Source organism: Clostridium sediminicola, from assembly GCF_050402865.1.
Lineage (GTDB): Bacteria > Bacillota > Clostridia > Clostridiales > Clostridiaceae > Clostridium_AF > Clostridium_AF sediminicola.
Genome location: NZ_BAABMF010000003.1, coordinates 396,113 through 421,830, shown reverse-complemented (window position 1 = coordinate 421,830; position 25,718 = coordinate 396,113). Strand labels below are relative to the sequence as shown.

The following is a 25,718-nucleotide window of genomic DNA, read 5'->3' as shown; positions in this document are numbered from 1 at the left end:
TTTATAATAAATAATATTCTAATAAAGGAAGTATATGGTATAATTAATTATCATATAAGGAAAGCAGGTGTAAATATGCAAAATATTTCTTTATCATCATTTGATATACATTGTTTTCATGAAGGAACTAATTATCATAGTTATGAGTTTTTAGGCTGTCATATAAAGGAGAGTGATGAAGTGAAGGGAGCTCTTTTTTCTGTTTGGGCTCCAAATGCTGAGAAAATTCGAGTTGTAGGAAGTTTTAATAATTGGAATGGCGAAAAATATACTATGAAAAAAATTGAAAATTCTGGTATATGGAAGCTTTTTATACAAGATATTCAAGAGGGCGACAGTTATATGTACGAAGTATTTAATAGCAATGAGAAAAATCCAGTTCTAAAAGCGGATCCATGTGCTTTTTATTCACAACTTCGTCCTAAGAATGCATCTATTGTGTATAATTACAAAGGATATAACTGGAAAGATGATAAATGGTTAAAAAAACGTGAAAAAAGTAATATTTATTCTGAACCAGTTAATATTTATGAAGTTCATTTAGGTTCTTGGAAAACACATGATGTTGAGACTAAAGACGAGGATTCAAAAAAACAATTTTATACATATAGAGATATGGCAGAAGAACTTCCAGAGTATGTAGCATCTATGGGGTATACTCATGTGGAACTACTTCCAATTATGGAGCATCCTTTAGATGCTTCTTGGGGGTATCAATCAACAGGATATTTCGCTGTTACATCAAGGTATGGGACACCTAAGGATTTTATGTATTTAGTTGATAAATTTCATGAAAAGGGATTAGGAGTTATTTTAGACTGGGCTCCTGGGCATTTTTGTAAAGATGCTCATGGGTTATATAACTTTGATGGTACACATCTTTATGAACATCCAAACCCTTTAATAGGTGAAAATTATGATTGGGGAACATCAAACTTTGATTTTGAAAAGTTAGAAATACATAGTTATTTAATATCAAATGCTATTTTTTGGTTTAAAGAGTATCATATTGATGGAATAAGAGTAGATGCAGTCGCTAATATGTTATATTTAACTTATGGAATGAAATCTGATTTAAAAATAAAAAATAAATATGGTGGAGATGAGAAGATTGAAGCTGTAGATTTTCTTAAAAAACTTAATGAAGCAATATTTAAGTATGTCAAGAATCCTTTGGTAATAGCGGAAGATTCAAGCACTTGGCCAATGCTTACAGCTCCTACATATATAGGGGGAATGGGGTTTAATTACAAATGGAATATGGGATGGATGAATGATATGTTAAAATATATGCAACTAGATCCCATATATAAAAAATGGCATCATGATAAAATAACATTTTCATTACTCTATGCTTTTTCAGAAAATTTCGTTTTGCCACTATCCCATGATGAAGTAGTTCATGGAAAAAAATCTCTTTTAGATAAGATGCCAGGAGATTATTGGCAGAAATTTGCGAATTTAAGATTATTTTATGGTTATATGATGGGTCATCCAGGAAAAAAATTGTTATTTATGGGTGGAGAGATTGGTCAATTCATAGAATGGAATTTTGACCAACAGCTGGATTGGTTTTTACTTTTATATCCTCCACATAAAAAACTACAACACTATGTTAAAGAGTTAAATATGCTTTATAAGAAAGAAAGTGCTTTTTGGGAAAAAGACCATGGATATGATGGGTTTGAATGGATAGACCATTCAAATTATGAACAAAGTATTATATCTTTTATTAGGAAGGGTAAAACAGATAGTAATTATCTAATATTTATATGTAATTTTACTCCTGTTGTTTACTACGATTATAAGGTTGGGGTTCCAGAAAATATTGAATATGTAGAAATTTTCAATAGTGACGAAGACGATTATAATGGATCAGGGCAAATAAATGAGGGCATTATGAAAGCAAACCAAGAAAAATGGAATAATCAACCATATCATATAAAAACAAAAATTCCACCTTTGGCTATGTTGGTCCTAAAACCTAAACAGAAGAAAGAAAAAGTTAAAAGTTTAATATTAGAAGGAGAAAAGATATGAAGCAGGTTAAGAATATAATATTCTTAATTATAATTACTATTGTGATTAGTTTAAGTGGTTGTAAAGAGAGTACATCAAATAAATCTAATAAAAAAGTTAGTAATGAAGAAAAAATTACAGTTGCAGTTTCTATTGTACCAGAAGAAACATTTGTTAGGGCTGTGGCAGGTGATAATGTAAATATTATCACTATGATTCCTCCTGGATATAGTCCAGCAAATTACCAGCCAACACCTAAACAAATGGCTAAATTAAGTGAAGCTAAAATGTATTTTTCTATTGGAGTATCAACTGAAGAAGTTAATATTTTGCCTAGTATCAGAGACTTTAATAAAGACATATTGATAATTTCACTAGATAACAAAGTTGAGGAGGTTTATCCTCATCTATATTTCCAAAGTGTAGAACATAGTGCTAAAGACCCTCATATATGGCTATCACCTAAAAGAGTTATACTTATGATAGAATGTATAAGAGATGAGTTAATTAAAGTAGATTCCAATAATAAAAATTCTTATATTAAAAATTCTGAAGAATATATAGCTAAAATCAAAAAAATAGACGAAGAAATACGAGAATCATTAAATAATATAAAGAACAACTCATTTATTATTTATCATCCATCTTTTGGATATTTCGCAAAAGATTACGGGTTAAATATGATTGCAATAGAAGATGATGGTAAGGAGTCTACTGTTAGGAAAATACAAGAAGTTATTGATTTTGCAAAAAAAGAGAAGATAAAAGTTGTTTTTTACCAAGAAGAATTTGATAGTAAACAAGCAGAAACTATTGCTGAAGAAATTGGGGGAGTAACAGTTAAAGTAGCTCCTTTAGCAAAAAATTATTTGGGAAATTTAGAAGAAATAAAAAATAAATTTAGAGAAGTGCTCCAATAATAAATTAAATGTTGACATTTTGTTTTATGTTTAATATAATACTCTATGTACTTAAATTGAATATTAATTATCAAGAGAGGTGGAGGGATAGGCCCTGTGAAGCCCGGCAACCAGCATTTTGCAACGGTGCCAAGTCCTACAGCATTTGCTGAGAGATAATGTGATTTGAATCCAACTTCTTTCGGTGAAATGAAAGAAGTTTTTTATTGTTCAAAAATTAAATAATAAAATTATCAAGAGAGGTGGAGGGATAGGCCCTGTGAAGCCCGGCAACCAGCATTTTTGTAATGGTGCCAAGTCCTACAGCATTTGCTGAGAGATAATGTTAAGATATATTGACTTCTTTCGGTATGAAAGAGGTCTTTTGTTTTAATGTAAAAAGTAACATGATAATCAAGGGGGAGAATGGATTGATAGAAATTAAGAATTTATGTAAAACATATATATCCAAAACCAGTACATTGGATGCCGTAAAAAATGTGAGCTTGAAAATTGAAGATGGAGATATATATGGAATTATAGGGCTAAGTGGTGCGGGAAAATCATCACTTGTTAGATGCATTAATATGCTAGAAAAACCTACAAGTGGAGAGATATTAATAAATGAAAAAGATATAACAAAGCTAAATCCAAAGGAGTTAAGAGAAACAAGAAAAAAAATTGGGATGATATTTCAGAATTTTAATCTGTTAATGAATTCCACAGTTTATGAAAACATTGCTTTTCCTTTAAAAATATCTGGGCTAAAAAAAACAGAGATAGATAAAAAAGTAAAAGAACTTTTGGAAGTCGTAGATCTTTTTGATAAAAAAGATGTATATCCTTCCCAATTATCAGGTGGACAAAAACAAAGAGTTGGTATAGCTAGAGCACTAGCAAATGATCCGAAAATAATTTTGTGTGATGAGGCTACTTCGGCACTTGACCCCAATACTACACAATCTATATTGAATCTTCTTAAAAGTATAAACAAAAGATTTAGTATAACAATTATTGTTATTACACACGAGATGAATGTTATTAAAAATATATGTAACAAGGTTGCAGTAATGGAAAATGGACAAATAGTAGAAGCCGGTAGCGTTATAGAAGTATTTTCAAATCCTAAAACTGAAACTTTAAAAAGTTTTCTAGAGGATGATATTCTCTATGTTCCTAAAGAGATTCTAATCAAAAATAAGGAGATTTATGAAAATGTACTAAAAATATCTTTTTTGGGAAATAGATCCGAAGAACCGATTATTTCCAATATGGTAAAAAAACATGATGTTGATGTAAATATATTAGCTGGAAATATTGAAAATATCCAAGATACTAATTTAGGACATCTTGTAGTAAAAATTTCTGGACAAGAAAAAGATGTTCTATCTTCAATAAAGTATTTAAATATGAATAATTTGAAGGTTGAGGTGATTTAATTGTTATACAATATTGTTAATTTATTTAATTTAATATTACCATCACTATTTGACACTATATATATGGTATTTTTCTCTACAGTATTTTCTCTTGTATTAGGATTGCCTTTAGGAGTAATACTTGTGATTACAGAAAAAAATCATATATGGGAACATAAGAAAGTAAATGGATTTTTAGGATACATCATAAATGTAATGAGATCTCTACCTTTTATAATTTTAATAATAACTATATTTCCACTGTCAAGATTGATAGTGGGTACTGCAATTGGTTCTACAGCAGCAATTGTTCCTTTGTCTATAGCAGCAACGCCTTTTGTTGCAAGAATAGTTGAATCCTCCTTAAAAGAAGTGCCATGGGGGATAATAGAAGCATCTTTATCCATGGGAGCAACAAATAAAGAAATAATATTTAAAGTATTAATTCCAGAAGCAATGCCATCCTTAATTTTAGGGTTGACACTTACAATTATAAATTTACTTGGATATTCTGCTATGGCAGGAGCCATTGGAGGAGGTGGTCTAGGAGATTTAGCAATAAGATACGGTTATCAAAGATTTAGAACTGATGTATTGATAGGAACTATAATTATATTGATAATTTTTGTTCAAATCATTCAAAGTACAGGGAATTTTATAGCAAAACGAATAGATAAAAGATAAATAGGGGGTATTTATAATGAAAAAATCAGGATTATTATTAATTATTTTATTAGTTTTTACTTTAGTATTGGGAGGCTGTTCATCTAAAAGTGATAAGGGGCAACAAGCAAGCGGAAGCGAAAAGAAAAAAATAGTTATTGGTGCAACACCTGTGCCACATGTAGAAATCCTTAATGTAGTAAAACCTTTGCTAGAGGAAAAAGGAATAGAATTAGAAATAAAAGAATTCACAGATTACGTAACACCAAATATGGCATTAAATGATAAAGAACTAGATGCAAACTTCTTTCAACATGTGCCATACATGGATGAATTTTCAAAGAGTAATAATGTAGAATTAGTTTCAGTTGCAAAAGTTCATGTAGAACCTTTAGGAGCATATTCGCAAAATATTAAATCAAAAGATGAAATAAAAGATAATGCAATAATAGCAATACCAAATGATGCAACTAACGAGGGGAGAGCATTACTACTTTTACAAAAACAAGGTTTAATAAAATTAAAAGATGAAAATGGACTTACTCAAACACCACTTGATGTTATAGAAAATCCTAAGAATTTGCAGTTTGAAGAGTTAGAGGCTGCTCAATTACCAAGAGTTCTTATAGATGTGGATTTTGCAATAATAAACACAAACTTTGCATTAGAAGCAGACTTAAATCCAACAAAAGACGCAATTTTTATAGAAGATGCTGATTCTCCTTATGCTAATATAGTTACAACAAGACCTGATAATAAAGATAAGGAAGAAATAATAGAATTGATAAATGCTATAAATTCTGAAGAAGTTAAGGATTTTATTACTAAAGAATATAAGGGAGCAATAATTCCAGCGTTTAATTAAATAAAGAAAATTTTATTTGCCTATTGCAATTTATAGATATATCAACTAATATAGTAATGATTAAGCCAAGAAGTCAGTTGAAAAGAAACTATTTCGTGGCGTGATTTAATAGCATTGTAATAGAAAATAAGTTTAATTTAAGTTAAACAAAAGGAGAACTAAAAATGGATAAACATAATTGTAATTGTAACGAACATAATCATGATCATGACTGTAACTGTAATCATGAAAGTGAAGACATGTCAATAATGACTTTAATTTTAGACGATGACAAAGAATTAAAATGTAATGTAGTAGGTATTTTCCCTTGTGATGAGAGAGAATATATAGCATTGCTTCCTATGGAAGAAGAAGATGTTTTATTATACCGATATGAAGAAAATGGAGAAGAAGTAGCTTTAAATAATATCGAAGATGATGCTGAATTTGAAAAAGTTAGTGATGCTTTTTGGGATATGGTAGATGAAGAAGCGGATGAAGAAATGTTTGAAGAAGCAAATAAAGAAAAATAACATTAAATTTAGAATATCTAATTAAAAAGGACTGGAAATAGATTTGTAATTATAAAATCTATTTTCAGTCTTTTATTAGTTTATTTAATAGTAAGCAGAAGCACGAAATATAAAATATACCAATATATAGAAAAATATGGTATAATATTAACTGAAGTTTGATAATGTATTAAAGTTTTTTGATAATAAAAAAGGAGAATAGATATGATGTTTATAAACAATAAAAAGCACATGTATGTTTCTAAAAAACAGTTATTATCTCAAACAGAATTAGCCTTTTACAGTAGTTTAAGAAAAGTTATCCAGGACGATACTATGATATGCCCTAAAGTGGCAATTAATGAAATTTTTATGGAAATATTTGAAGAAAAAAAAGGTAATTATAAAAATATAAACAAGATAACTATGAATCCTATAGACTTTTTAATATGTAGCTCTAATAATTTAATACCTATTTTGGGAATAGAATTAGAAGAGGAATCGTATAACCGTATGAATAGAATAGAAAGAGATCGCATACTAAATACACTTTTTAATGAGGCCAATTTGCCTTTATTAAGATTTAAGAAAAAGGAAAAGTATGAAATACAAGAGATAAAAGAAAAATTAGATTTGATATTTGTTCAAAGTGAAAGAAGTATCGATTGTGTAGTTGCCACCATTGAAACTGATTCATTGATAAAAATGGACAAAAATCAATCCAATATAAAGCGAAATAAAAATGTTAAACTATTATGTCCTGTTTGTGGAGCTGAGATGATACTTAGAAAAACAAGAAGAGGGCGTAATAAAGGAAAAGAATTTTATTTATGTTCTAATTATCCAAAGTGCAAGGAAGTTTTAAAAAGAACCTATAAATTGAGTGTTTTATGATGAAAAAGTTAAATTTTTGTAAGTACAATCTTGATTAATTACAAAAAAGAGTATATAATAACAATTGAAAAAATAATAATCTGGGAGCTAATGTTTTTGGCTGAGAGGGGATACGAAAATTCCGACCATGAACCTGATCTGGATAATGCCAGCGTAGGAAAAAGTTAGTAGTATACTGGTGCCTATTCAAGGTAGCAGTTTTTTTGTTTTAGAAAAGGGAGGATTTAATATGTCAGTTGTAAATGTAAGTCTACAAATATTACCTGTTGTTCCAGAAGAAAGAATTTACCCAGTAGTAGACAAGGTAATAGAATTGATACAAAAAAGTGGGGTAAAATATGAAGTAGGACCAATGGAAACAACTATGGAAGGCGAGTTAGATGAATTGTTGAATATTGTAAAAGAAGCTCAAAGTATATGTGTCAATGAAGGCGCTAGTAGAGTGGTTTCCATGGTGAAAATTGACTATAAACCTGAGGGTGTGACTATGAATGAGAAGGTTGGAAAATACAGAAAGTAAAGTTTTACCTAGTCTTTTCATTATATTTCTTATTGTTTTATGGGAAGTAATTATTAATAAATTTGAGGTACCTAAGTATATACTTCCAGCTCCAACGATAATAATAAATTCACTAATAGAAACAAAAACTGTATTATTAATGCATGCTAAGACTACGCTGATTGAAGCATCAATGGGGTTTATAATGGCGACTATTTTTGCTGTTGTATTAGCAGCTTTAATTAACAAGTTCAAATTATTAAAAAGAATTTTATATCCAATTTTTATTATTTCACAAACTGTACCTATTATTGCATTAGCACCATTATTTATGATTTGGTTAGGATTTGATATTCTTCCTAAAATAGTAATTGTTATGTTAGTATGCTTCTTTCCAATAGTTATCAGCGTTACTGAGGGATTGGAAAGAGTTGATAAAGACATGGTAAATATAATGAAAGTAATGAAGGCTAGTGAGTGGGATATTTTCACAAAAGTACAATTGCCAGCTACCTTACCATCTTTTTTTTCAGGGCTTAAAATTGCAGCTACATACAGTATTATGGGAGCCGTAATTGGAGAATGGATAGGAGCTAAAAGCGGTTTAGGGGTTTATATGACACGTGCTATGAGTTCTTTTAAAACCGAAGCTTTATTTGCAGACATAGTAATAGTTGTTTTCATTAGCATAATCTTTTTTAAGTTAATAGAACTTTTAGAAAAAATAATAATGCCTTGGAATAGGTAAGATAAACAGAGGAGAGAAAAAAATGTTAAAAAAAATAAGTTATTTAGTAACAACTGTATTGTTATCTACAATGGTATTAGCAGGATGTGCTGCTAATAATAATGAACCTGAAACTGTAGAAAAAGAAAAAGAATTACAAAAAATAACTGTTACTTTAGATTGGACACCAAATACAAATCATACTGGACTATATGTAGCTAAGGATAAAGGGTATTATAAAGAAGTGGGATTAGAGGTTGAAATTGTTCAGCCATCAAGTGGAACAGCAGAGCAATTAGTTGCAGCAGATACTGCACAATTTGGAATTAGTTATCAGGAAGCAGTAACATTGGCTAGATTGGAAGGTGTACCAGTGGTTTCTATTGCAGCTGTTATCCAGCATAATACTTCTGGCTTTGCTTCTATTAAAGATAAAGGGATAGAAACTCCAGCAGATTTTGAAGGAAAGAAATATGGCGGATGGGGTTCACCAATAGAACAAGCAACATTAAAGGCTTTGATGGAAAAGCATGAAGCTGATGTTGATAAAGTAGAGATTTTAACTAGTGGAGCAACAGACTTCTTTGCTTCTAGCGAAAATGATATAGATTTTGCATGGATTTTTGAAGGATGGACTGGGGTTGAAGCTAAATTAAAAGGCATAGAATTAAATTATGTTGATTTAGGTAAGGAAGAAGCTGCACTAGATTACTATACTCCAGTAATTATTACTAATGAATCAAATATAAATAATAATGAAGAATTAGTTGAAAACTTTATGGCTGCTACTGCGAAAGGTTATGAAGAAGCAATACAAAATCCTAGTGAAGCTGCTACTATTTTAATCGCTAATGCACCTGAATTAGATAAAGATTTAGTAATTGCAAGCCAAGAATTTTTAAGCAAAAAATATAAAGATGATGCTGCACAATGGGGAGTGCAAAAGAAAGAAGTTTGGGATAACTATACAAACTGGCTTTTTGATAATGAATTAATTTCTGAAAAAATTGATACAGAAAAAGCATTTACTAATAAGTTTTTGCCTAAAAAATAAGGAGTATTTTAAATGGATAAACCTAAAATCCTTTTGAAGAATCTACATAAAGATTTTATTTCTAATAATGATAAGCTGAGTGTGTTAAAGGAGATTAATTTATTTGTAGATGAAGGTGAATTTATTTCAATTATAGGTCCAAGTGGATGTGGAAAGAGCACAATCTTTCATATATTGACGGGATTACAGCAAGAATATAAAGGAAGAGTAGAAATTGGTGGAGAGCCGTTACAAAAAATAAAGAAGAAAATGAGTTATATGCATCAAAAGGATCTTTTAATGCCTTGGCGTACTTTAATAGGAAATGTAAGGCTACCCCTTGAATTACAAGGATATAGTAAAAAAGAAGCTTCAAATAAAGTTAAAGAGTTGTTGCCCATATTTGGACTTGAGGGATTTGAAAATGCGTATCCAAAGGAATTATCAGGAGGAATGAGGCAGAGAGCAGCGCTTCTACGGACAGTATTGATAGATAGTGAGATAATGCTACTGGATGAGCCTTTTGGAGCATTAGATGCAATAAACCGATCTAAAATGCAAGAATGGCTTTTGGATATATGGAATCAGTTTAAAAGAACAGTAATGTTTATTACTCATGATATTGAAGAAGCTATATATTTATCAGATAGAATTTACGTCTTGAGCGAAAGACCTGCACAAATAATAGAAGAATTAAATATTGAATTTTCTAGACCTAGGGAAAAAGACATTGTAGTGACTCCAGAATTTTTAAAGTATAAAAAAATATTGATGAATGCTCTTGGAGAAATATAAATTTACATACCGATGAAGTTAATTTTAACTTTATCGGTATTTTTTTTACGTTTAGTAGCATTAAAATAAAAAAATGATACTGTAGTCGATTTTAGTTCAACTTACTTTTGTGGTTTAACCATACAATTATAAAATAATAAAAAAAATAAAAATTAAGTTATAAAATTATCAAAAAATGTTGACATATATGTTATAATTGATTAAGAAATAAGAATATTATTGCTAAATTAGAACTAAAGGGGGTGAATCTTTATTAAGGTTAGTAATTTTAACTATATCCTTAGTAAAGAAAGCATGGAAAATAAAATACAATTAGGGGATTACAATCCTGTTTTAAATTTAAGAGAAACTGAAATAGGTATAAAAAAAACTAAAGATTATTTTGAAAAAAGTTTATCTGAAGCATTAAACTTAATGAGAATTTCGGCACCATTATTTGTTAGAAGGAATACTGGGATAAATGATAATTTAAACGGAATTGAAAGACCAGTAAGTTTCGATGCCCTTGATGTTAAAGATTCAGATTTAGAAATTGTACAATCACTAGCTAAGTGGAAAAGAATGGCTTTATATAGATATGGATTCAATGTTGGAGAAGGTTTATATACTGATATGAATGCTATAAGAAGAGATGAAGAATTAGACAATTTACATTCTATTTATGTTGACCAATGGGATTGGGAAAAAGTGATTAACAAAAAAGATAGAGATTTAGAATTTTTGAAGAATACTGTAAATAAAATTTATAGTGTATTTAAAGAAACAGAAAACTATGTTAATAGTTTATATCCTGAAATTGAAAAGTTTTTACCTGAAAATATTACTTTTGTAACATCACAAGAACTTGAAGATAAATATCCTGAATTAAGTCCAAAAGAAAGAGAAAATGAAATTACTAAGGAAAAAGGTGCAGTTTTTGTTATGCAAATCGGAGGAACACTAAACTCTGGTTCTAAACATGATGGTAGATCACCAGATTATGATGATTGGAATTTAAATGGGGATATATTATTCTGGTATCCGATATTAAACTGTGCACTTGAATTATCATCTATGGGAATAAGAGTTGATGAAAAGGCTTTAAGAAATCAACTTGAAATAAGCGGTTGTAGTGATAGAGAAAGTTTAGATTTTCATAGAATGTTATTAAATGGTGAATTACCTTATACTATTGGTGGAGGTATTGGCCAATCAAGAATATGTATGTTCTTTTTAAGAAAGGCTCATGTTGGAGAAGTTCAAGCTTCTGTATGGTCAGATAAAGTAATTGCGGAATGTAAAGAAAAAAATATATTATTATTATAATTTCAATATGGAATAAAATAAACGGCGCATTAATGTGCCGTTTATTTTATTCCATTTTATTATATAATCAAAACTACTAACCGCTCTGAATTAAAACCTAGTAAATGTATAGTAAAAGTAAATATTGCATAATAAAATATTTATAAGCATATTTCAAGGGTAATTAATATAAATAGTGTTTTAATGTACAGAATAATGGAAACAATAAATAGTAGTAGAAAGGGTGTGCTTTTATGGAAGTTTACTTTGATAATGCAGCAACAACGAAACCATATGATGAAGTAATCAACGAGGTAGCCGATGTTATGAGGAATTATTATGGTAATCCATCTTCCGCTCATAAGCTTGGAATTATTGCTGAACAAAAAATGGAACAAAGTAGAATAGAAGTTTCAAAAGTTCTAAATTGTAGTAAAGATGAAATTATTTTCACATCTGGTGGAACTGAGTCAAATAATCTTTTAATAAAAGGATTTGTTGGAAATAATGGACATATAATTACAAATGATATTGAACATCCTAGTGTATTGAATACTTTTAAAGAATTAGAAAAAAATAATTGTAGTGTTACATATATTAAGGTGGATAGGAATGGACAAATAGATTTAAAAACCTTAGAAGAAAGTATCACAGATAAAACAACATTGCTGAGCATAATGCACGTAAATAATGAAATAGGTTCTGTTCAAGATATTGAGACTATTGGGAACATTTTAAAGAAAAAAAGTAGAAGAGCAAAATTTCATGTTGATGCGGTTCAGAGCTTTGGTAAATATACAATAGATGTTAAAAAATCTAAAATAGATTTGCTTTCTGCAAGTGGACACAAAATTCATGGACCAAGAGGTGTAGGAATTGCATATATAAAAAAAGGGCTCATACCAAAGTCTATTATATTAGGAGGAGGACAAGAAAGAAACTTTAGGGCGGGTACGGAAAATCTTCCTGGAATTGCTGGATTTGCAAAGGCTACAGAAATGATATATAAGGATTTAGAAAGCAATTATCAAAAAGTACTTAATCTTAAATCATATTTTATTGAAAAACTGTCTAGTATAGAAGACATAAAAATCAATAGTAAATTAACAGATAATTTTTCTCCCTATATATTAAGTGTATCGTTTAAAGGAATAAGAGGGGAAGTGTTATTGCATTTATTGGAAGAAAAAAATATTTTTGTATCAACAGGCTCAGCTTGTTCTTCAAAAAATACTAAAGGTAGTCACGTGCTAAAAGGAATAGGTATAGGAAGAAAAGAAATTGAAGGTACTATAAGGTTTAGTTTTAATAGTAAAAATACCATTGAAGAAGTTGATTATTTATATGATATTTTAAATAATAGCTTGAAATTTTTAAGGAGAGTGTAAAGATGAGAAAATTGTTATTAGTAAAGATGGCATCAGAAATCTTTCTTAAAGGTTTAAATAGAAATAAATTTGAAAAAAAATTAAAGAATAACATTAAAGCTGTACTAAAAGGCATTGAATATGGATTTATTGTAGATAGAGGTAGGTGGTTTATACATTCTGAGAATGTTGAAGAGTTAGTTCATAGAGTTAGTAAAGTATTTGGGGTATCTGAGGTTTGTATAGTATATCAGGTAGATGTGGATATGGAATTGATAGGTAATCTTGCTGTTAAATTAGTGAAAGAAGGAAAGTGTAATACTTTTAAAATTGAAGGTAAAAGAGCAGATAAATCATTTCCATTGAATTCTATGGAGTTAAGTAGAGATATTGGTGCCTACGTATTAGAAAATGTGGATGAAATTAAAGTTGATGTTCATAATCCTCAATGCAGGGTAAATATTGAAATAAGGAATAGTGCTTATGTTTATTCTGAAAGGATAAAAGCCATTGGAGGATTACCTTATGGCATGAATGGAAGTACAATGCTTATGCTTTCAGGAGGAATTGATTCGCCAGTTGCAGGATATTTAATGGCTAGAAGAGGTGTAGAGTTAAAATGTGTATACTTTCATAGTCATCCATATACAAGTGAAAGAGCTAAAGAAAAAGTTAAAGAACTTGCTAGAATTCTCAAGAGTTATACAGGAACAATAACTCTATATGTAATACCTTTCACTGAAATACAACTAGATATTAGAGATAAATGTAGAGAAGATGAGCTTACTATAATAATGAGAAGATTTATGATGAGAGTGGCCTGTGAATTGGCAGAGAAATATAATGTCAATTCTATTACTACAGGCGAGAGTATTGGTCAAGTAGCAAGTCAAACAATGGAAGGACTAATGGTTAGTAATGATGTGGCGGATAGGCCAGTATTTAGGCCTTTAATTGCTATGGATAAAATAGATATCATGGATATTTCCAGGGAAATAGATACATATGAAACATCTATACTTCCTTATGAAGATTGCTGTACAATATTTTTACCAAAGCATCCAAAAACAAAACCAAGAGTAGAAAACATTAGAAAATCAGAAGCTATACTAGAAATTGATAAGTTAGTTGATGAAGCTGTTGAGAATGTTGAGATTTATAAGGAACTTTAAAAGAGCTTGGTATGTTTATTGTGTAGTGGGATTGATGTTTTATGGGGATTTGAAATAAAAGGCGAATCAAGATTCGCCTTTTAAATAGATTTGTATTCAGAAATTGAGTCGAAAAAAACAAACAGTTCTGCAGTATTTAATGATGCGAAAGTCGCCGTATATATTAATCTATAGAAAGTGGTTTATTATTTTTTTATACCTGTATAAATTAAACAAGACCTTTCCACAATATATTAACATCCATAAAATTTCAAATATTTTTCAATATTTGATTGTATATATTCAGCACTATGATTACCAGTGAATACAAAATTTTGAGAATTTATTCCTTTTTCTTTCAATATTTTATGTAAAATTGAACAGCCTTCATAAAATCTCCCTTCATCCTTATTTCCAGCATCAAGATAAACATCAATATCAGAAGAAATATTATTGTTTCTTGCAATATATATTGGATCATATTTTTCCCATGAATACATGTCTTTATAATATGACTTGTCTTCATCTTCAAGTTCCAGTTCTAAAGCAGGCATATGCCCTCCTACTTTTGAAAACATATGCTGATGTCGAAATGTATTGTGAAGAGCTATATAACCACCAGCAGATAAACCTCCTATATATCTTCCTTTTCTATCTTTTATAGTATTAAAAGTTTTATCTGTTAAAGGTACTAACTCTTTCATAAAGTAATCTTCATACATTCCTAAATTTATAATTCTATTATTATCTCCAGGATCAAGTACCTCTTTACATATTAAAGATGAATTCAAGCCACGGCTGTTTTCAATTCTTGGACATACAATTATCATAGGTTTAATTTCTCCACTTTTTATCATTTGATCAGCTTTAGTGTTTATATCCAATTCAAACATTATATTTTCTTTCCCACTTCTTCCATGTAGAAAATATAATACAGGTAGAGAAGTTAAATTATTATAACATTCAGGTAAATACACCAACATTGACATCTTTTTACCAAGTACATTGCTATAAAAATTCACTTTTTCTACTTTTGATTTATTCATTTTTGTACCACCTCATTTGAAATTTTGAACTTAAATTGTTATGTTTACAATAGAAAGTACTTGTATTATAATAATTATATTTGCAATATTATTCAAGAATTGTATTGCTGAAATTTAGCACAATTTTGATATAAGGATATAGATATGAAAAATTTGCAAACTTATTATTATAAAAAAATGCCAAATTCAAATTTGGGTATAGATATATTTCTGTCAGAAAATTTCAAGAAAGGAAGAAAATTTAATACACATTGGCATGAAAATATGCAGCTATATTTTTTTACTGAAGGCAAGGCTTTAGTTGAATGTAATAAAAAACGTTACTATGTTACAATTGACAGTATAATAGTCATTAACAATAATGAACTACATTCACTTGAAAGTTTAAGTGACGATCTGAAGTTTTATACAATTCGTATCGATTCTTCATTCTTGTTCAGTAATCAAGTTGATTTATGCCAGACAAAATTCCTTTCACCACTGTCACGAAATCAAATATCTTTTCAAAATTTAATTGAAAATGATAAACAGATATTGGACTGTGTCACCACAACAATACAAGAATATTTTTCGAGGAAAATCGGATACGAACTTGCTGTAAAGTCTTTAATTTACCAATTAATTGTCCTTATGTTAAGAAAATACATTGGAAAATATTTTACAAGAAAAGAACTTATTTCAAAAGCAAATAATTTGAAACGTTTTGATTTGATATTTAAATATATAGACAGGAATTACTCTAAAAAAATATACACTGAGGATCTTTCAAATATTCTACATATTAGTACCTATCATTTTTGCAGACTTTTTAAGCAAATGACAGGGAAGACAACTACAGATTATATTAATGGAATAAGATTGGAAAAGGCTGTTGAATATTTTAATAAAGGCGATCTGAATATAACTGAAGTAGCATTAAGATGTGGATTTGATAGTATAAACTATTTTAGTCGTTTATTTAAAAAGTATTATAATGTTTCACCAACAAAATTTAAAGAAACTCATTGCAAATAATAAAATGGTTAGCTTCTTCAGCTTTGCTAACCATTTTATTATTCAATTTTTAATGAATATTATTCGTACTTTTAATTTTAATAGTTACGACGTCTCTTATACACATTATGAATTAAATGGAGGAATATAAAACCAAAGGGTTAACTGTTGCAAAAGATATTAAAAATTGATATATTGTAATTAACAGCATACAATTTATAATTATTGAGCTTTATTTGTAATAGTACAAATAATCAATTGTATGTTAAATAACCAACAAGCTCATGGTTAAAAACCAATTTTGAGAGTGAGGTTGTTTAAATGAATGAAATTTTACAAATCATTAAAGCTGAAACGTTGACTTTTGAGCAACGAGTTAATGCTTTAGCAAAGGCCGCAGAAAATTCATTGAGTGTTTTAGATTACAGTGAGGATTTTATTAAACTAAAAGATGAAGGTATAATATGTGATTTATTTGAGGGTAATGCTCCATATAGACCTAGATATATTGTTCCTGATTATGAAAAGCTGATAAAGGAAGGTTGCGATTTTTTGAAATTGACACCACCTTCTGATATTTGGGAAGCTGTTAATGCTCTTTTAATATTTTATAAGCATGTACCATCAATAACTAATTTCCCTGTCTATATAGGGAATATAGATAAGTTATTGGATCCATTTATAAAAGATGAAGAAGAAGCGTATAAAGCTATAAAACTTTTCTTAATGCATATTGATAGAACGATTACTGATTCTTTTTGCCATGCTAATATTGGACCAGACACTAATAAAGCTGCAATGCTTATTTTAAAGGCTACTCGCGAGTTAGAAACTTCTATACCAAATATAACTTTAAAATATAATAGTAATACTCCTGATGAATTAGCTATTGAAAGTATAAAAACTGCTTTAGTTACAGCTAAACCATCTTTTGCAAATGATAAGATTTTTATTGATGATTTAGGAGAAAATTATGCTATTGTTAGCTGTTATAATGGATTATATATTGGAGGAGGAAGTTATACTCTTAGTAGATTAAATTTGGCAAACTTAGCTAAAAGTGCTGATAGTATTGATGATTTTATGAACAATAAGCTTCCACATGCTGTAAAAGTTATGAATGAATATATGGATGAGAGAATAAAATTTATTGTTGAAGAAACTCCTTTCTTCAAAACACATTTCTTGGTAAAAGAAGGTTTTATAAGCAAAGATAAATTCACTGCAATGTTTGGATTGGTTGGATTAGCGGAATGCGTTAATGAACTTTCTAATGCAGTTGAACTTAATGATAAATTTGGGCATAGTGATAAAGCTAATAAATTTGGATATGAAATAATTGAAAAGTTATATAATGAGGTTAAAAAACATGTAAATCCTTATTGTAAAGTTTCTGAAGGAAATTTTTTACTTCATGCTCAAGTAGGAATTGATACAGACCTTGGTGTTAGCCCAGGATGTCGTATACCAATTGGTCAGGAGCCAGAACTATATGATCATATAATTCAATCAGCAGAATTCCATAAATTTTTTCCTTCGGGAATAGGAGATATTTTTGCTTTTGATGAGACATCAAAGAAAAATCCGGAATTTATTCTTGATATAATTAAAGGTGCTTTTAGTCAGAAAATGAGATATTTTTCACTCTATTCTTCAGATTGTGATGTTATTAGAATAACTGGTTATTTAGTTAAAAAATCTGAAATGAAAAAATTAGAAAGAGGAGAAGCAGTTCTTAGAGATACAACAGTCTTAGGAATGGGAGCTGCAAACAACTGCAATGTTCTAAATAGAAAGGTTAGAAAAAATGACTAAGGGCTATATAAATCGTATTATACCCTTTAGTTCTGTAGATGGACCAGGTAATCGAGTAGCAATATTTTTGCAGGGTTGCAATTTTAATTGTTTATATTGCCACAATCCTGAAACAATAAATCATTGCATAAATTGTGGGGCATGCGTAGAAGCATGTCCTTCAAATGCACTAACTATAGAAAAAAATAAAGTTAAATGGAATGAGAAAAATTGTATTAATTGTGACAATTGTTTAAAAACTTGTGATATTAATAGTTCACCAAAAGCCAAGATATTAGAATTAAATGAAGTGATTCAAGAAATAAAAAAAATAAAACCTTTTATTTCTGGGATAACTGTATCAGGTGGAGAATGTACTTTGCAAATTCCTTTTTTGATTGAATTATTTAAAGAAGTAAAAGGATTAGGACTAACTACCTATATAGATACTAATGGATCGATACCATTATGGGAAGAGAAAGAATTGATTTCTGTAACGGACATGTTTATGGTTGACCTAAAATCATTTAATTTAAAAGAACATAAAATGCTTACGGGGATGAGTAACGAGATAGTTATTAAAAATATTAAGTATCTAGCATCTATAAATAAACTATATGAAGTAAGGACAGTTATTGTACCAAAAGTGCTAGACAATAGTTTTAATGTTGGAGAAATTAGCAAATTAATAGTTTCTTTAGATTCTAATATAAGATATAAAATTATTAAATATAGATCAATGGGAGTTAGAATAGAATTAATTAATAGCTATACCCCTTCAGATGAAATGATGAACGAGTTAAGATGTATCGCTCATGATAATGGATGTGAAAATATAGTATTAGTATAAAAATAAAAAGATACATACACATTAGGTATGTATCTTTTTATTTTTAAGGATGTTCATTTACTAATTATAATTTTGAAAATGCAATTTTAACAGAAATTTTTTCAAGGAGAGTTCCAAAAACTGTTCTTCCTCCTATAGTATCAGTTCCAGATAATTTTCGGCAGAGCTCAGATATTTCAATAGAATCAATAGTATATTTTTTAGTGTCAGTATAACAACAGCTAATTTTATCTTCGAAAGGGATATCATCAACTATCTCTTTATCATTGTTGTTAAAATCTTTATACTTTATTTTCTTCTCAATTATACCTTTTATTATGGTCTCTTTATCTTTATCAGTTGAGAAAATGATTTTTGGTTTAGTTTTAAATTTATGCTCTATATTAGTAATTTCTATTGCTGGAGGAGTTAAGTATAAAATATGGTTTATTTCCGTTTTACAACAATTTTTATTATTCATAAAAATTCACCTCATTTAGTATAAATATATTTATAAATTTCGTACTTTTATATATTTTATAATATTCTAAATATAGAGATGGTGATAGTATTATATTAATTTGTAGCTAAATTTTTTATAAGTTTTATAAAAAGATTATGGTATAATTGATAAGAAAGATATGTATGAATTATAATGAGGTGAAATTATGCAATATAAAGAATATGGAAAAACAGGCAAAAAGGTTTCAGTTATAGGATTTGGAGGTATGCGTTTCAGAAAAGAGGATTATAATGAATCTTTAGAAAAATCAGCTGAAGTAGTAAGATATGCAAGTAGTTTAGGTATCAACTATTTTGATACTGCACCTATGTATTGCCATGATAAAAGTGAAGAAATTATGGGGGCTGCATTTAAGAAAATGCCTAATCCATTTTATGTATCAACAAAAAGTAATGTAAATAGTGAACCAACTGCAGATGATTTAAGAAGAAGAGTTGAAAAATCACTAATGAGATTAGGTGTAGATAAAATAAATTTTATGCATATGTGGTGTATTCTAAATTTAGACCATTATAAAAAAGTTATTGCGAAAGGTGGTCCTTACGAAGGAGCGCTGAAATTAAAAGAAGAAGGACTTATTGACCATATTACATTTTCAACTCATGCTAGTGGTGAAGAAATAGAAGCTATGGTTAAAGATGGAAGATGGGAAGGGGTAACTCTTGGATACAATGCTACTAATTTTGCATTTAGACAAAAAGGAATCAAAGCGGCTTATGAGCAAGGGTTAGGAGTTGTTACAATGAATCCTCTTGGTGGAGGAATAATCCCTCAAAATCCTGATTTTTATTCTTTTATCAAAGAGAATGAAGAAGACACTTTAGCACAAGCAGCATTAAAATTCAATGTTTCTCATAAAGAAATTACTATAGCGTTAGCTGGTATGGGAACTATAGAAGAAGTAAAAGAGAATGTAAAAGCTGGAGATTCAATAAAAGTATTTACTGAAGAAAAGTTAAGATTAATGGAGAACCATTTGAATAATTCTTTGGATTCTCTCTGCACAGGTTGTGGTTACTGCAAAGGATGTCCAGTAGGAATTGATATTCCTAAATATATGGACGCATATAATATGTTTATTTTGAAGAAAGAAGATAAAAGCATAGAGGACAGGTTAAAATGGCATTGGGGATTAAAGATAAATGGGGCTGCTGATTGTATCGCTTGTGGTAAATGTGAAAAACTGTGTACTCAACACTTACCAATTATTGAAAGGTTAAAACATATAGCTAATATTAAAAAAGATGTGTAAATTCTCACATCTTTTTATTTTCTTAATAAATAATTAATAATTCTAATATATAATGTATTTAAAAATGGTATATTGGAAAAAGTATGTAACTTTCAATTAAGTAAAGTGAGGTTATCCCATGGTAAACAATAATAACAGAAGCTTAAAACATAGAATAGATAAAATGATTTCAGTAGTAAATTTTTCTAGTTTATTACTAATGTTAATTGCATTTATGATTGCACTAGGAATAATTTTTAAAATTTCAAGTGGTATTATTGTAGAATATGCTGCCTATCAAATGAAGTATAAAATAGAAAGAGAATTAAATATAGCAAAGGCAAAGGGGATATATTTAGATAATAGTAATAGTAGAGATATTTATTTTAAGAACTTATTTAAAAGGGTTGGTTTTTCATTTGAATTTTTTGGTGATAAAAAGCATGATTTTAGTATTAATGAAAATAGTGAATTTAAATTAATTGAGAAAGAATTACCAACTCTGAGTATTCATTATAAAATTTCAAAAAATGGAGAGCTTATATATGACTCTGGAATTTCAAATAAAAAGGATAATTTTAAATATAAAACTGTAGATGAAAATAGATTTATAAAAAATATAAATACTACGGTGAAAACTATAATTTATAATGAAGATGAGTCAGAACTAGTAACACTAGAAGTTAAGCTAAATTCTTCCATAATTTATGGAGGATATATAGGGTTATTAACTATATGCATATTTTTATTTATATTAACATTATTAATAACCAAATTAGTATTTTTTAGATTAAGTGGTGCCATTATAAAACCATTGTCAGATTTAGATAAAAAGATGCAAGATTTAGCTAATGGAAATATAGAAGCAGCAATAAAAACTGAAATAAAATTTGATAAACCTGTATATGAAGTAGAGAGTTTGGCAAATAGCACAAATAAGATAATGTCTAGAATGAACGAATACATAGAAAGATTAGGAAATCAAAACAAAGAATTGGAATTTCAAAATTTAACTTTGCACGAAAATGAAAAAGTTTTAAAAGATACTAATAAAACCTTAGATAATAAAAATTCTCAGTTAACTAATATTTTAGATAATGTTGAACAAGGGATATTAAGTTTTAAAAAAGATTTAGTTATTCATCGTGAATACAGCTCTGTATGTAAAAAAATCTTTAATGAGTGTATTGGTGCTCAAAAATTATCTTCTATAATTTATCCTGAAAATGATACTATGCAGGAATTTATTGATGATTTATTAGGAAAAATTTTTACTATAGATAAAGAACAGCAAGGAATATATTTGACGTTATTACCAGAAGAAATATTAATAAACAATGAAATCTTAAGTTTATCATATAAAGTTGTTAAAGATGAGAATGATGAAGACATTATAATGACTATAATTACAGATATAACTGAAAAAAAATTATTGCAAAAGGAAAGAGATAAGGAACACGATACTTTGAAAATGGTAGTTAAAACAATACTAAATAGAGATGATTTTAGAGAACTTGTATTTGATTTTGAGAATTTTGCCTCCAAATCATTTGATAGGATACCAAAAGAAAAATATGAAGAAACTCTTAGAGAAATTCATACATTTAAGGGTAATTTCAGTCAGTACGAAATGGTCAATCTTATTTCAAAATTAGACGAGTTAGAAAGTAAATTATACGAAAAAAATGGTTTGTTTTATATAAAAGATATTGATAATAAACAACTAAAAGCTTGGTTAATGGAGGATTTAGGGATTATCGAAGCTTATGCAGGTGAGAACTTTATAAAGGATGAGGAATTTTGTTATGTAAAGAAAGAGCAACTTTTGGAAATTGAAAAAAAAGTTAAAGAAACATTATCTACGAAAGAATGTAGAGTAATTTTACCTCTTATTAAAAGTCTAAGGTATAAATCACTGAAAGATCTTTTGAGAACCTATACAGATTATATTATTAAACTAAGTGAGAGGTTAGGTAAGAATGTAGCACCATTAGTTATTGAAGGTGATGATGTATTAGTTGATAGTAATTATTATCAGGATGTGTTAAAATCTATGGTACATATATTTAGAAATTGTGTTGATCATGGGTTAGAATGTGAAGATACGAGATTAGAGATGGGCAAAGATTTGTTAGGAAACATAAGGTGCAATATTACTGATTTAGGTGATAGTTTTTTAATAGAGATTTCTGATGATGGTAAAGGGATTGATTTAAAAGAGATAAAAGAAAGAGTTTTAAAAATTGGCTTATATAATGATGAAGAATTCAATAAGTTAAAACAAAGTCAAAAATTAGAACTCATATATGAACATGGAATAACTACTAAAAAAAATGCAACATATGTATCAGGTAGAGGGGTTGGAATGGCAGCAGTAAAACAATGCATAGAAAATATTAATGGGAAAATAAAAGTTGAAAGTACTGAAAATGAAGGTACAAGATTTATTATTACTCTTCCAAAAGTTTATGATAAAGAAAATGTCACTGTTACTGCTGAAGACTTTATGAAAGAAGTAATGAAAAAAAGTAAAGAAATAATACTAGGTCAAACTGGGATAGAATTTGATTTGAGCGAAATAGAAACAAAGAATATGGTAACATTAGATAAAATTACAGCTTTGATAAGTTTAAAAGGCAATTTTAATTCTATAATGATGGTAAGTGTTAATGAATGCATGGCTAAAGAGTTTGTTAAGGGATTTATATTTGATAGAATTGAAGAAGATGATATAGTAGAATATATAGATGACGTAATTGGAGAAATTTCAAATACTATTTTAGGATCATCTTTTGGTAAATTTAATAACACAAATAGTAAATTCAGTATTGGATTGCCAGCAGTTTTATCTAATAGTGATGGCTATGTTAAATATGCTCAATCAGAAATATTATCATTTAAATTAAATTATAAGAAATATCAATTTAATATCCATATGTTATTAATAAATGATGAAGTTACTGGAAATAATGAAGTGGAGGATTTATAAATGGCTAAAATATTGATAGTAGATGATTCTACTGTAATGAGAAAAAATTTATACTCAATTTTTACAAAGAATGGTCATGATGTTGTGGGCGAAGCAAAGGATGGGGTACAAGCTTTGGCATTACATCAAGAGTTAAAACCAGATTTGATTACTATGGATATTACAATGCCGAAAATGAATGGTGTAGAGGCTGTTAAGAAGATTATAAACAATGACAAAAATGCCATGATAGTAATAATTAGTGCACTTAATCAAAAACAAATGGTATTTCAAGCTTTAAATAATGGAGCAAAGCATTATGTTACAAAGCCTATAGAACCAAGCAAGTTATTGGGTGTTATTAATGAAGTTCTTGATGATAGTATGTTTGTTGATGAAATAAAATTAAATAAAAAAGAGGAATCTTTAGAAACAAAGAACGGATTTGTAATTGAAAATATAAATGGAAAATTTATAGTAAAATTCAATGAATATTTAAATAATAAGAATTTAAACCAGCTACATTTAGCGATTAAAGGATTATTGTTTATTAAACCTCTTTATGTAACTTTTGACTTTGAAAAAGCTAATGAAATACCTAAAGATATTATGGATAATATTAATGAATTGAGCAATAGCATTTTAGAAGCTGGCGGATTTGTGGAAATATCACAGATATAATCATACTAATTTAATAGAGCAGGAGGATCCATAAATGAGCGATTGTATATTTTTGATGACTCTAAATAATAAGAGAGAATCAAAAATAAGAGAATATACATTTAATAGATATCAGGTTTATTCTATTGATAAGAATAGTCTAATGATGGAATTATATAAAAGAAGTCCAAGAGCGTTAATTGTAGATTTAGATAGTTATGAAGATAGTACTTTAGAAATGATACAGTCTACTGTGTCTATTGATTATTTGCCAGTGATATACATATATGATAGATTTAATGATATTAACGACTTATTGAAACACGAAATAGTTGTACATATAAACGAACTTGAAGGTACACTAGTAGCTTTACTTAAGCAGTCAAGTATATTTAAGAGTAAATATGATAATGTAATGGAAAGTTACAATGCTATAGATCTAATTAATGGAGAATTCAAATCATTTTTTAAGGATTATGTTTATGAGGAAGATGATACTAACAAAATGATTAAAAAATCTTTGGATTTAGTTTTTGCTAATAACCTATTTTTAAATAATAAACCTGAAATTATATGGGTATTAACTGCTCAAAATAATGGCTATGACACAATTAAATTTCAAATGAGTAATGGTGAATATACAGAAAAACTATGTTTCAAAATAGATAAAAATGATTTTTTTAACTTCGATATTTATGGAAGCAATGGTTTTAGTAGAAATTATAACATAAATGAATTATCGGATATAAGTATCAATGATAGAAATTTTCCAAATGCTATAAAAAGAAATATTTCAGAAATAAAAAATTTTACAGGATTTACAATTGGGAAAATTATTCTTATCGGTATGAACTATGATAATCCTGTTTCAAATTATGACATAGGAATTATAAAGGCATTAGCAATTAATTTTGATTTGTTAGAAAGTATTAAATCTCAAATGAATGAACTTGAGGGAGCATTTGAGTACACAACAAATGCTTTAGCTAGAGCAGCAGAAGTTAATGATGATATAACTGGGCAACATATTAAACGAGTTAATACTTTTGCAAAACGGATAGCTGAAGGATTGGGTATGAATAAAGAATTTGTAAAACATATTTATAATTCATCACAAATGCATGATGTAGGTAAAATTTATGTGGAAAAAGAGATATTAACAAAACCAGGAAAGCTTTCAAAAGAAGAATTTGAAAAAATAAAAATGCATACAGTATTTGGTGAGAAGATAGTTGGAGATTCAGAATACCTAAAAATGTCAGCTGAAATTGCTAGAAGTCATCATGAGAGATATGATGGAACTGGGTACCCTGATGGAAAAAAAGGTGAAGAAATTCCTATAGCTGCTCGTATAGTTTTTTTGGCGGATATATATGATGCATTGAGAAGTGAACGGAGTTATAAACCACCTTTTTCTCATGAAAAAGCTTACCAAATCATAACTAAAGGCGATGGTAGAGTTAATCCGGAGCACTTTGATCCTAATGTGCTAGAAACATTCAAGAAAGCACATTTAGACTTTAAATATATTTATGAAGAATTAGGTGATTAAAATTAATTTTTCAAGGG

The 25,718-nt window shown here is 28.5% G+C and carries 23 protein-coding genes and 3 riboswitches; of the genes, 21 read left to right on the top strand and 2 right to left on the bottom strand.

The genetic code is table 11. The annotated features are described in order from the left end of the window. The first annotated feature begins 75 nt into the window (after positions 1 to 75). The 14 genes from glgB to thiI all read left to right on the top strand — a co-directional run bounded on the left by glgB (position 76) and on the right by thiI (position 14,126). On the top strand, positions 76 to 2,040 hold the full coding sequence (gene glgB / locus ACQ3F0_RS08745; RefSeq protein ID WP_428864843.1) for a 1,4-alpha-glucan branching protein GlgB: 1,965 nt from the start codon (positions 76 to 78) through the stop codon (positions 2,038 to 2,040). After that, positions 2,037 to 2,939 (top strand): metal ABC transporter solute-binding protein, Zn/Mn family, encoded by a 903-nt coding sequence (locus tag ACQ3F0_RS08740; RefSeq protein ID WP_428864842.1) that lies wholly within the window; start codon positions 2,037 to 2,039, stop codon positions 2,937 to 2,939. The genes glgB and ACQ3F0_RS08740 overlap by 4 nt, the downstream gene beginning before the upstream one ends. 64 nt (positions 2,940 to 3,003) lie before the next feature. Next, positions 3,004 to 3,101, top strand: a riboswitch (SAM riboswitch). A 65-nt stretch (positions 3,102 to 3,166) separates the two neighbouring features. Beyond that, positions 3,167 to 3,265, top strand: a riboswitch (SAM riboswitch). Positions 3,266 to 3,349: 84 nt separating this feature from the next. Further along, entirely contained in the window at positions 3,350 to 4,357 is a 1,008-nt protein-coding gene (locus ACQ3F0_RS08735; RefSeq protein ID WP_428864841.1) for a methionine ABC transporter ATP-binding protein, read from the top strand. Continuing rightward, positions 4,358 to 5,020, top strand: coding sequence for a methionine ABC transporter permease (locus ACQ3F0_RS08730; RefSeq protein ID WP_428864840.1), 663 nt, complete (start codon positions 4,358 to 4,360; stop codon positions 5,018 to 5,020). It abuts the gene before it with no gap. A gap of 16 nt (positions 5,021 to 5,036) precedes the next feature. Continuing rightward, entirely contained in the window at positions 5,037 to 5,864 is an 828-nt protein-coding gene (locus tag ACQ3F0_RS08725) for a MetQ/NlpA family ABC transporter substrate-binding protein (protein WP_428864839.1), read from the top strand. 164 nt (positions 5,865 to 6,028) lie between these two features. Continuing rightward, positions 6,029 to 6,376 carry a DUF1292 domain-containing protein gene (locus ACQ3F0_RS08720; RefSeq protein ID WP_428864838.1) on the top strand — a complete coding sequence of 116 codons (348 nt, stop codon included), beginning with the start codon at positions 6,029 to 6,031 and terminating at the stop codon, positions 6,374 to 6,376. A gap of 204 nt (positions 6,377 to 6,580) precedes the next feature. Continuing rightward, positions 6,581 to 7,249 carry a DUF2726 domain-containing protein gene (locus ACQ3F0_RS08715; RefSeq protein WP_428864837.1) on the top strand — a complete coding sequence of 223 codons (669 nt, stop codon included), beginning with the start codon at positions 6,581 to 6,583 and terminating at the stop codon, positions 7,247 to 7,249. Positions 7,250 to 7,319: 70 nt separating this feature from the next. Next, a riboswitch (TPP riboswitch) is annotated at positions 7,320 to 7,426 on the top strand. Positions 7,427 to 7,478: 52 nt separating this feature from the next. Further along, positions 7,479 to 7,769 carry an MTH1187 family thiamine-binding protein gene (locus ACQ3F0_RS08710; RefSeq protein ID WP_428864836.1) on the top strand — a complete coding sequence of 97 codons (291 nt, stop codon included), beginning with the start codon at positions 7,479 to 7,481 and terminating at the stop codon, positions 7,767 to 7,769. After that, positions 7,741 to 8,496, top strand: coding sequence for an ABC transporter permease (locus tag ACQ3F0_RS08705; RefSeq protein ID WP_428864835.1), 756 nt, complete (start codon positions 7,741 to 7,743; stop codon positions 8,494 to 8,496). The genes ACQ3F0_RS08710 and ACQ3F0_RS08705 overlap by 29 nt, the downstream gene beginning before the upstream one ends. Positions 8,497 to 8,518: 22 nt before the next feature. Beyond that, on the top strand, positions 8,519 to 9,529 hold the full coding sequence (locus tag ACQ3F0_RS08700; protein ID WP_428864834.1) for an ABC transporter substrate-binding protein: 1,011 nt from the start codon (positions 8,519 to 8,521) through the stop codon (positions 9,527 to 9,529). Positions 9,530 to 9,541: 12 nt separating this feature from the next. Beyond that, a complete protein-coding gene (locus ACQ3F0_RS08695) occupies positions 9,542 to 10,303 on the top strand; it encodes an ABC transporter ATP-binding protein (protein ID WP_428864833.1) in 762 nt (253 codons plus the stop codon). Between the two features lie 294 nt (positions 10,304 to 10,597). Further along, entirely contained in the window at positions 10,598 to 11,608 is a 1,011-nt protein-coding gene (gene asnA / locus ACQ3F0_RS08690; RefSeq protein ID WP_428864832.1) for an aspartate--ammonia ligase, read from the top strand. 233 nt (positions 11,609 to 11,841) lie between these two features. Continuing rightward, positions 11,842 to 12,975: a cysteine desulfurase family protein gene (locus ACQ3F0_RS08685; protein ID WP_428864831.1), complete on the top strand. Its 1,134-nt coding sequence runs from the start codon at positions 11,842 to 11,844 to the stop codon at positions 12,973 to 12,975. Positions 12,976 to 12,977: 2 nt separating this feature from the next. Continuing rightward, entirely contained in the window at positions 12,978 to 14,126 is a 1,149-nt protein-coding gene (thiI, locus tag ACQ3F0_RS08680; protein WP_428864830.1) for a tRNA uracil 4-sulfurtransferase ThiI, read from the top strand. Positions 14,127 to 14,359: 233 nt separating this feature from the next. Here thiI and ACQ3F0_RS08675 read toward each other — a convergent pair whose 3' ends face one another. Then, entirely contained in the window at positions 14,360 to 15,151 is a 792-nt protein-coding gene (locus ACQ3F0_RS08675) for an alpha/beta hydrolase (RefSeq protein WP_428864829.1), read from the bottom strand. A 144-nt stretch (positions 15,152 to 15,295) separates the two neighbouring features. Between ACQ3F0_RS08675 and ACQ3F0_RS08670 the strand changes: the two genes are divergently transcribed. The 3 genes from ACQ3F0_RS08670 (at position 15,296) to ACQ3F0_RS08660 (ending at position 18,788) form a co-directional block, all read left to right on the top strand. Next, positions 15,296 to 16,165, top strand: a complete 870-nt coding sequence (locus tag ACQ3F0_RS08670) for an AraC family transcriptional regulator (protein ID WP_428864828.1) — start codon at positions 15,296 to 15,298, stop codon at positions 16,163 to 16,165. Positions 16,166 to 16,465: 300 nt separating this feature from the next. Continuing rightward, positions 16,466 to 17,959 carry a YjjI family glycine radical enzyme gene (locus ACQ3F0_RS08665; protein ID WP_428864827.1) on the top strand — a complete coding sequence of 498 codons (1,494 nt, stop codon included), beginning with the start codon at positions 16,466 to 16,468 and terminating at the stop codon, positions 17,957 to 17,959. Continuing rightward, positions 17,952 to 18,788 carry a YjjW family glycine radical enzyme activase gene (locus ACQ3F0_RS08660; RefSeq protein ID WP_428864826.1) on the top strand — a complete coding sequence of 279 codons (837 nt, stop codon included), beginning with the start codon at positions 17,952 to 17,954 and terminating at the stop codon, positions 18,786 to 18,788. Before ACQ3F0_RS08665 ends, ACQ3F0_RS08660 begins: the two co-directional genes overlap by 8 nt. 64 nt (positions 18,789 to 18,852) lie before the next feature. Here ACQ3F0_RS08660 and ACQ3F0_RS08655 read toward each other — a convergent pair whose 3' ends face one another. After that, complete coding sequence (locus ACQ3F0_RS08655; RefSeq protein ID WP_428864825.1) at positions 18,853 to 19,248, bottom strand: hypothetical protein; 396 nt, start codon at positions 19,246 to 19,248, stop codon at positions 18,853 to 18,855. Between the two features lie 187 nt (positions 19,249 to 19,435). Here ACQ3F0_RS08655 and ACQ3F0_RS08650 point away from each other — a divergent pair, with 187 nt between their 5' ends. The 4 genes from ACQ3F0_RS08650 (at position 19,436) to ACQ3F0_RS08635 (ending at position 25,701) form a co-directional block, all read left to right on the top strand. Beyond that, positions 19,436 to 20,542 carry an aldo/keto reductase gene (locus ACQ3F0_RS08650; RefSeq protein WP_428864824.1) on the top strand — a complete coding sequence of 369 codons (1,107 nt, stop codon included), beginning with the start codon at positions 19,436 to 19,438 and terminating at the stop codon, positions 20,540 to 20,542. Between the two features lie 118 nt (positions 20,543 to 20,660). Beyond that, positions 20,661 to 23,510, top strand: a complete 2,850-nt coding sequence (locus tag ACQ3F0_RS08645; protein WP_428864823.1) for an ATP-binding protein — start codon at positions 20,661 to 20,663, stop codon at positions 23,508 to 23,510. Beyond that, the gene (locus ACQ3F0_RS08640) at positions 23,511 to 24,170 is read left to right on the top strand and encodes a response regulator (RefSeq protein ID WP_428864822.1); all 660 of its coding nucleotides are present in this window, start codon (positions 23,511 to 23,513) and stop codon (positions 24,168 to 24,170) included. It begins immediately after the preceding gene. Between the two features lie 34 nt (positions 24,171 to 24,204). Continuing rightward, positions 24,205 to 25,701 carry an HD-GYP domain-containing protein gene (locus tag ACQ3F0_RS08635; protein ID WP_428864821.1) on the top strand — a complete coding sequence of 499 codons (1,497 nt, stop codon included), beginning with the start codon at positions 24,205 to 24,207 and terminating at the stop codon, positions 25,699 to 25,701. Positions 25,702 to 25,718 lie beyond the last annotated feature (17 nt).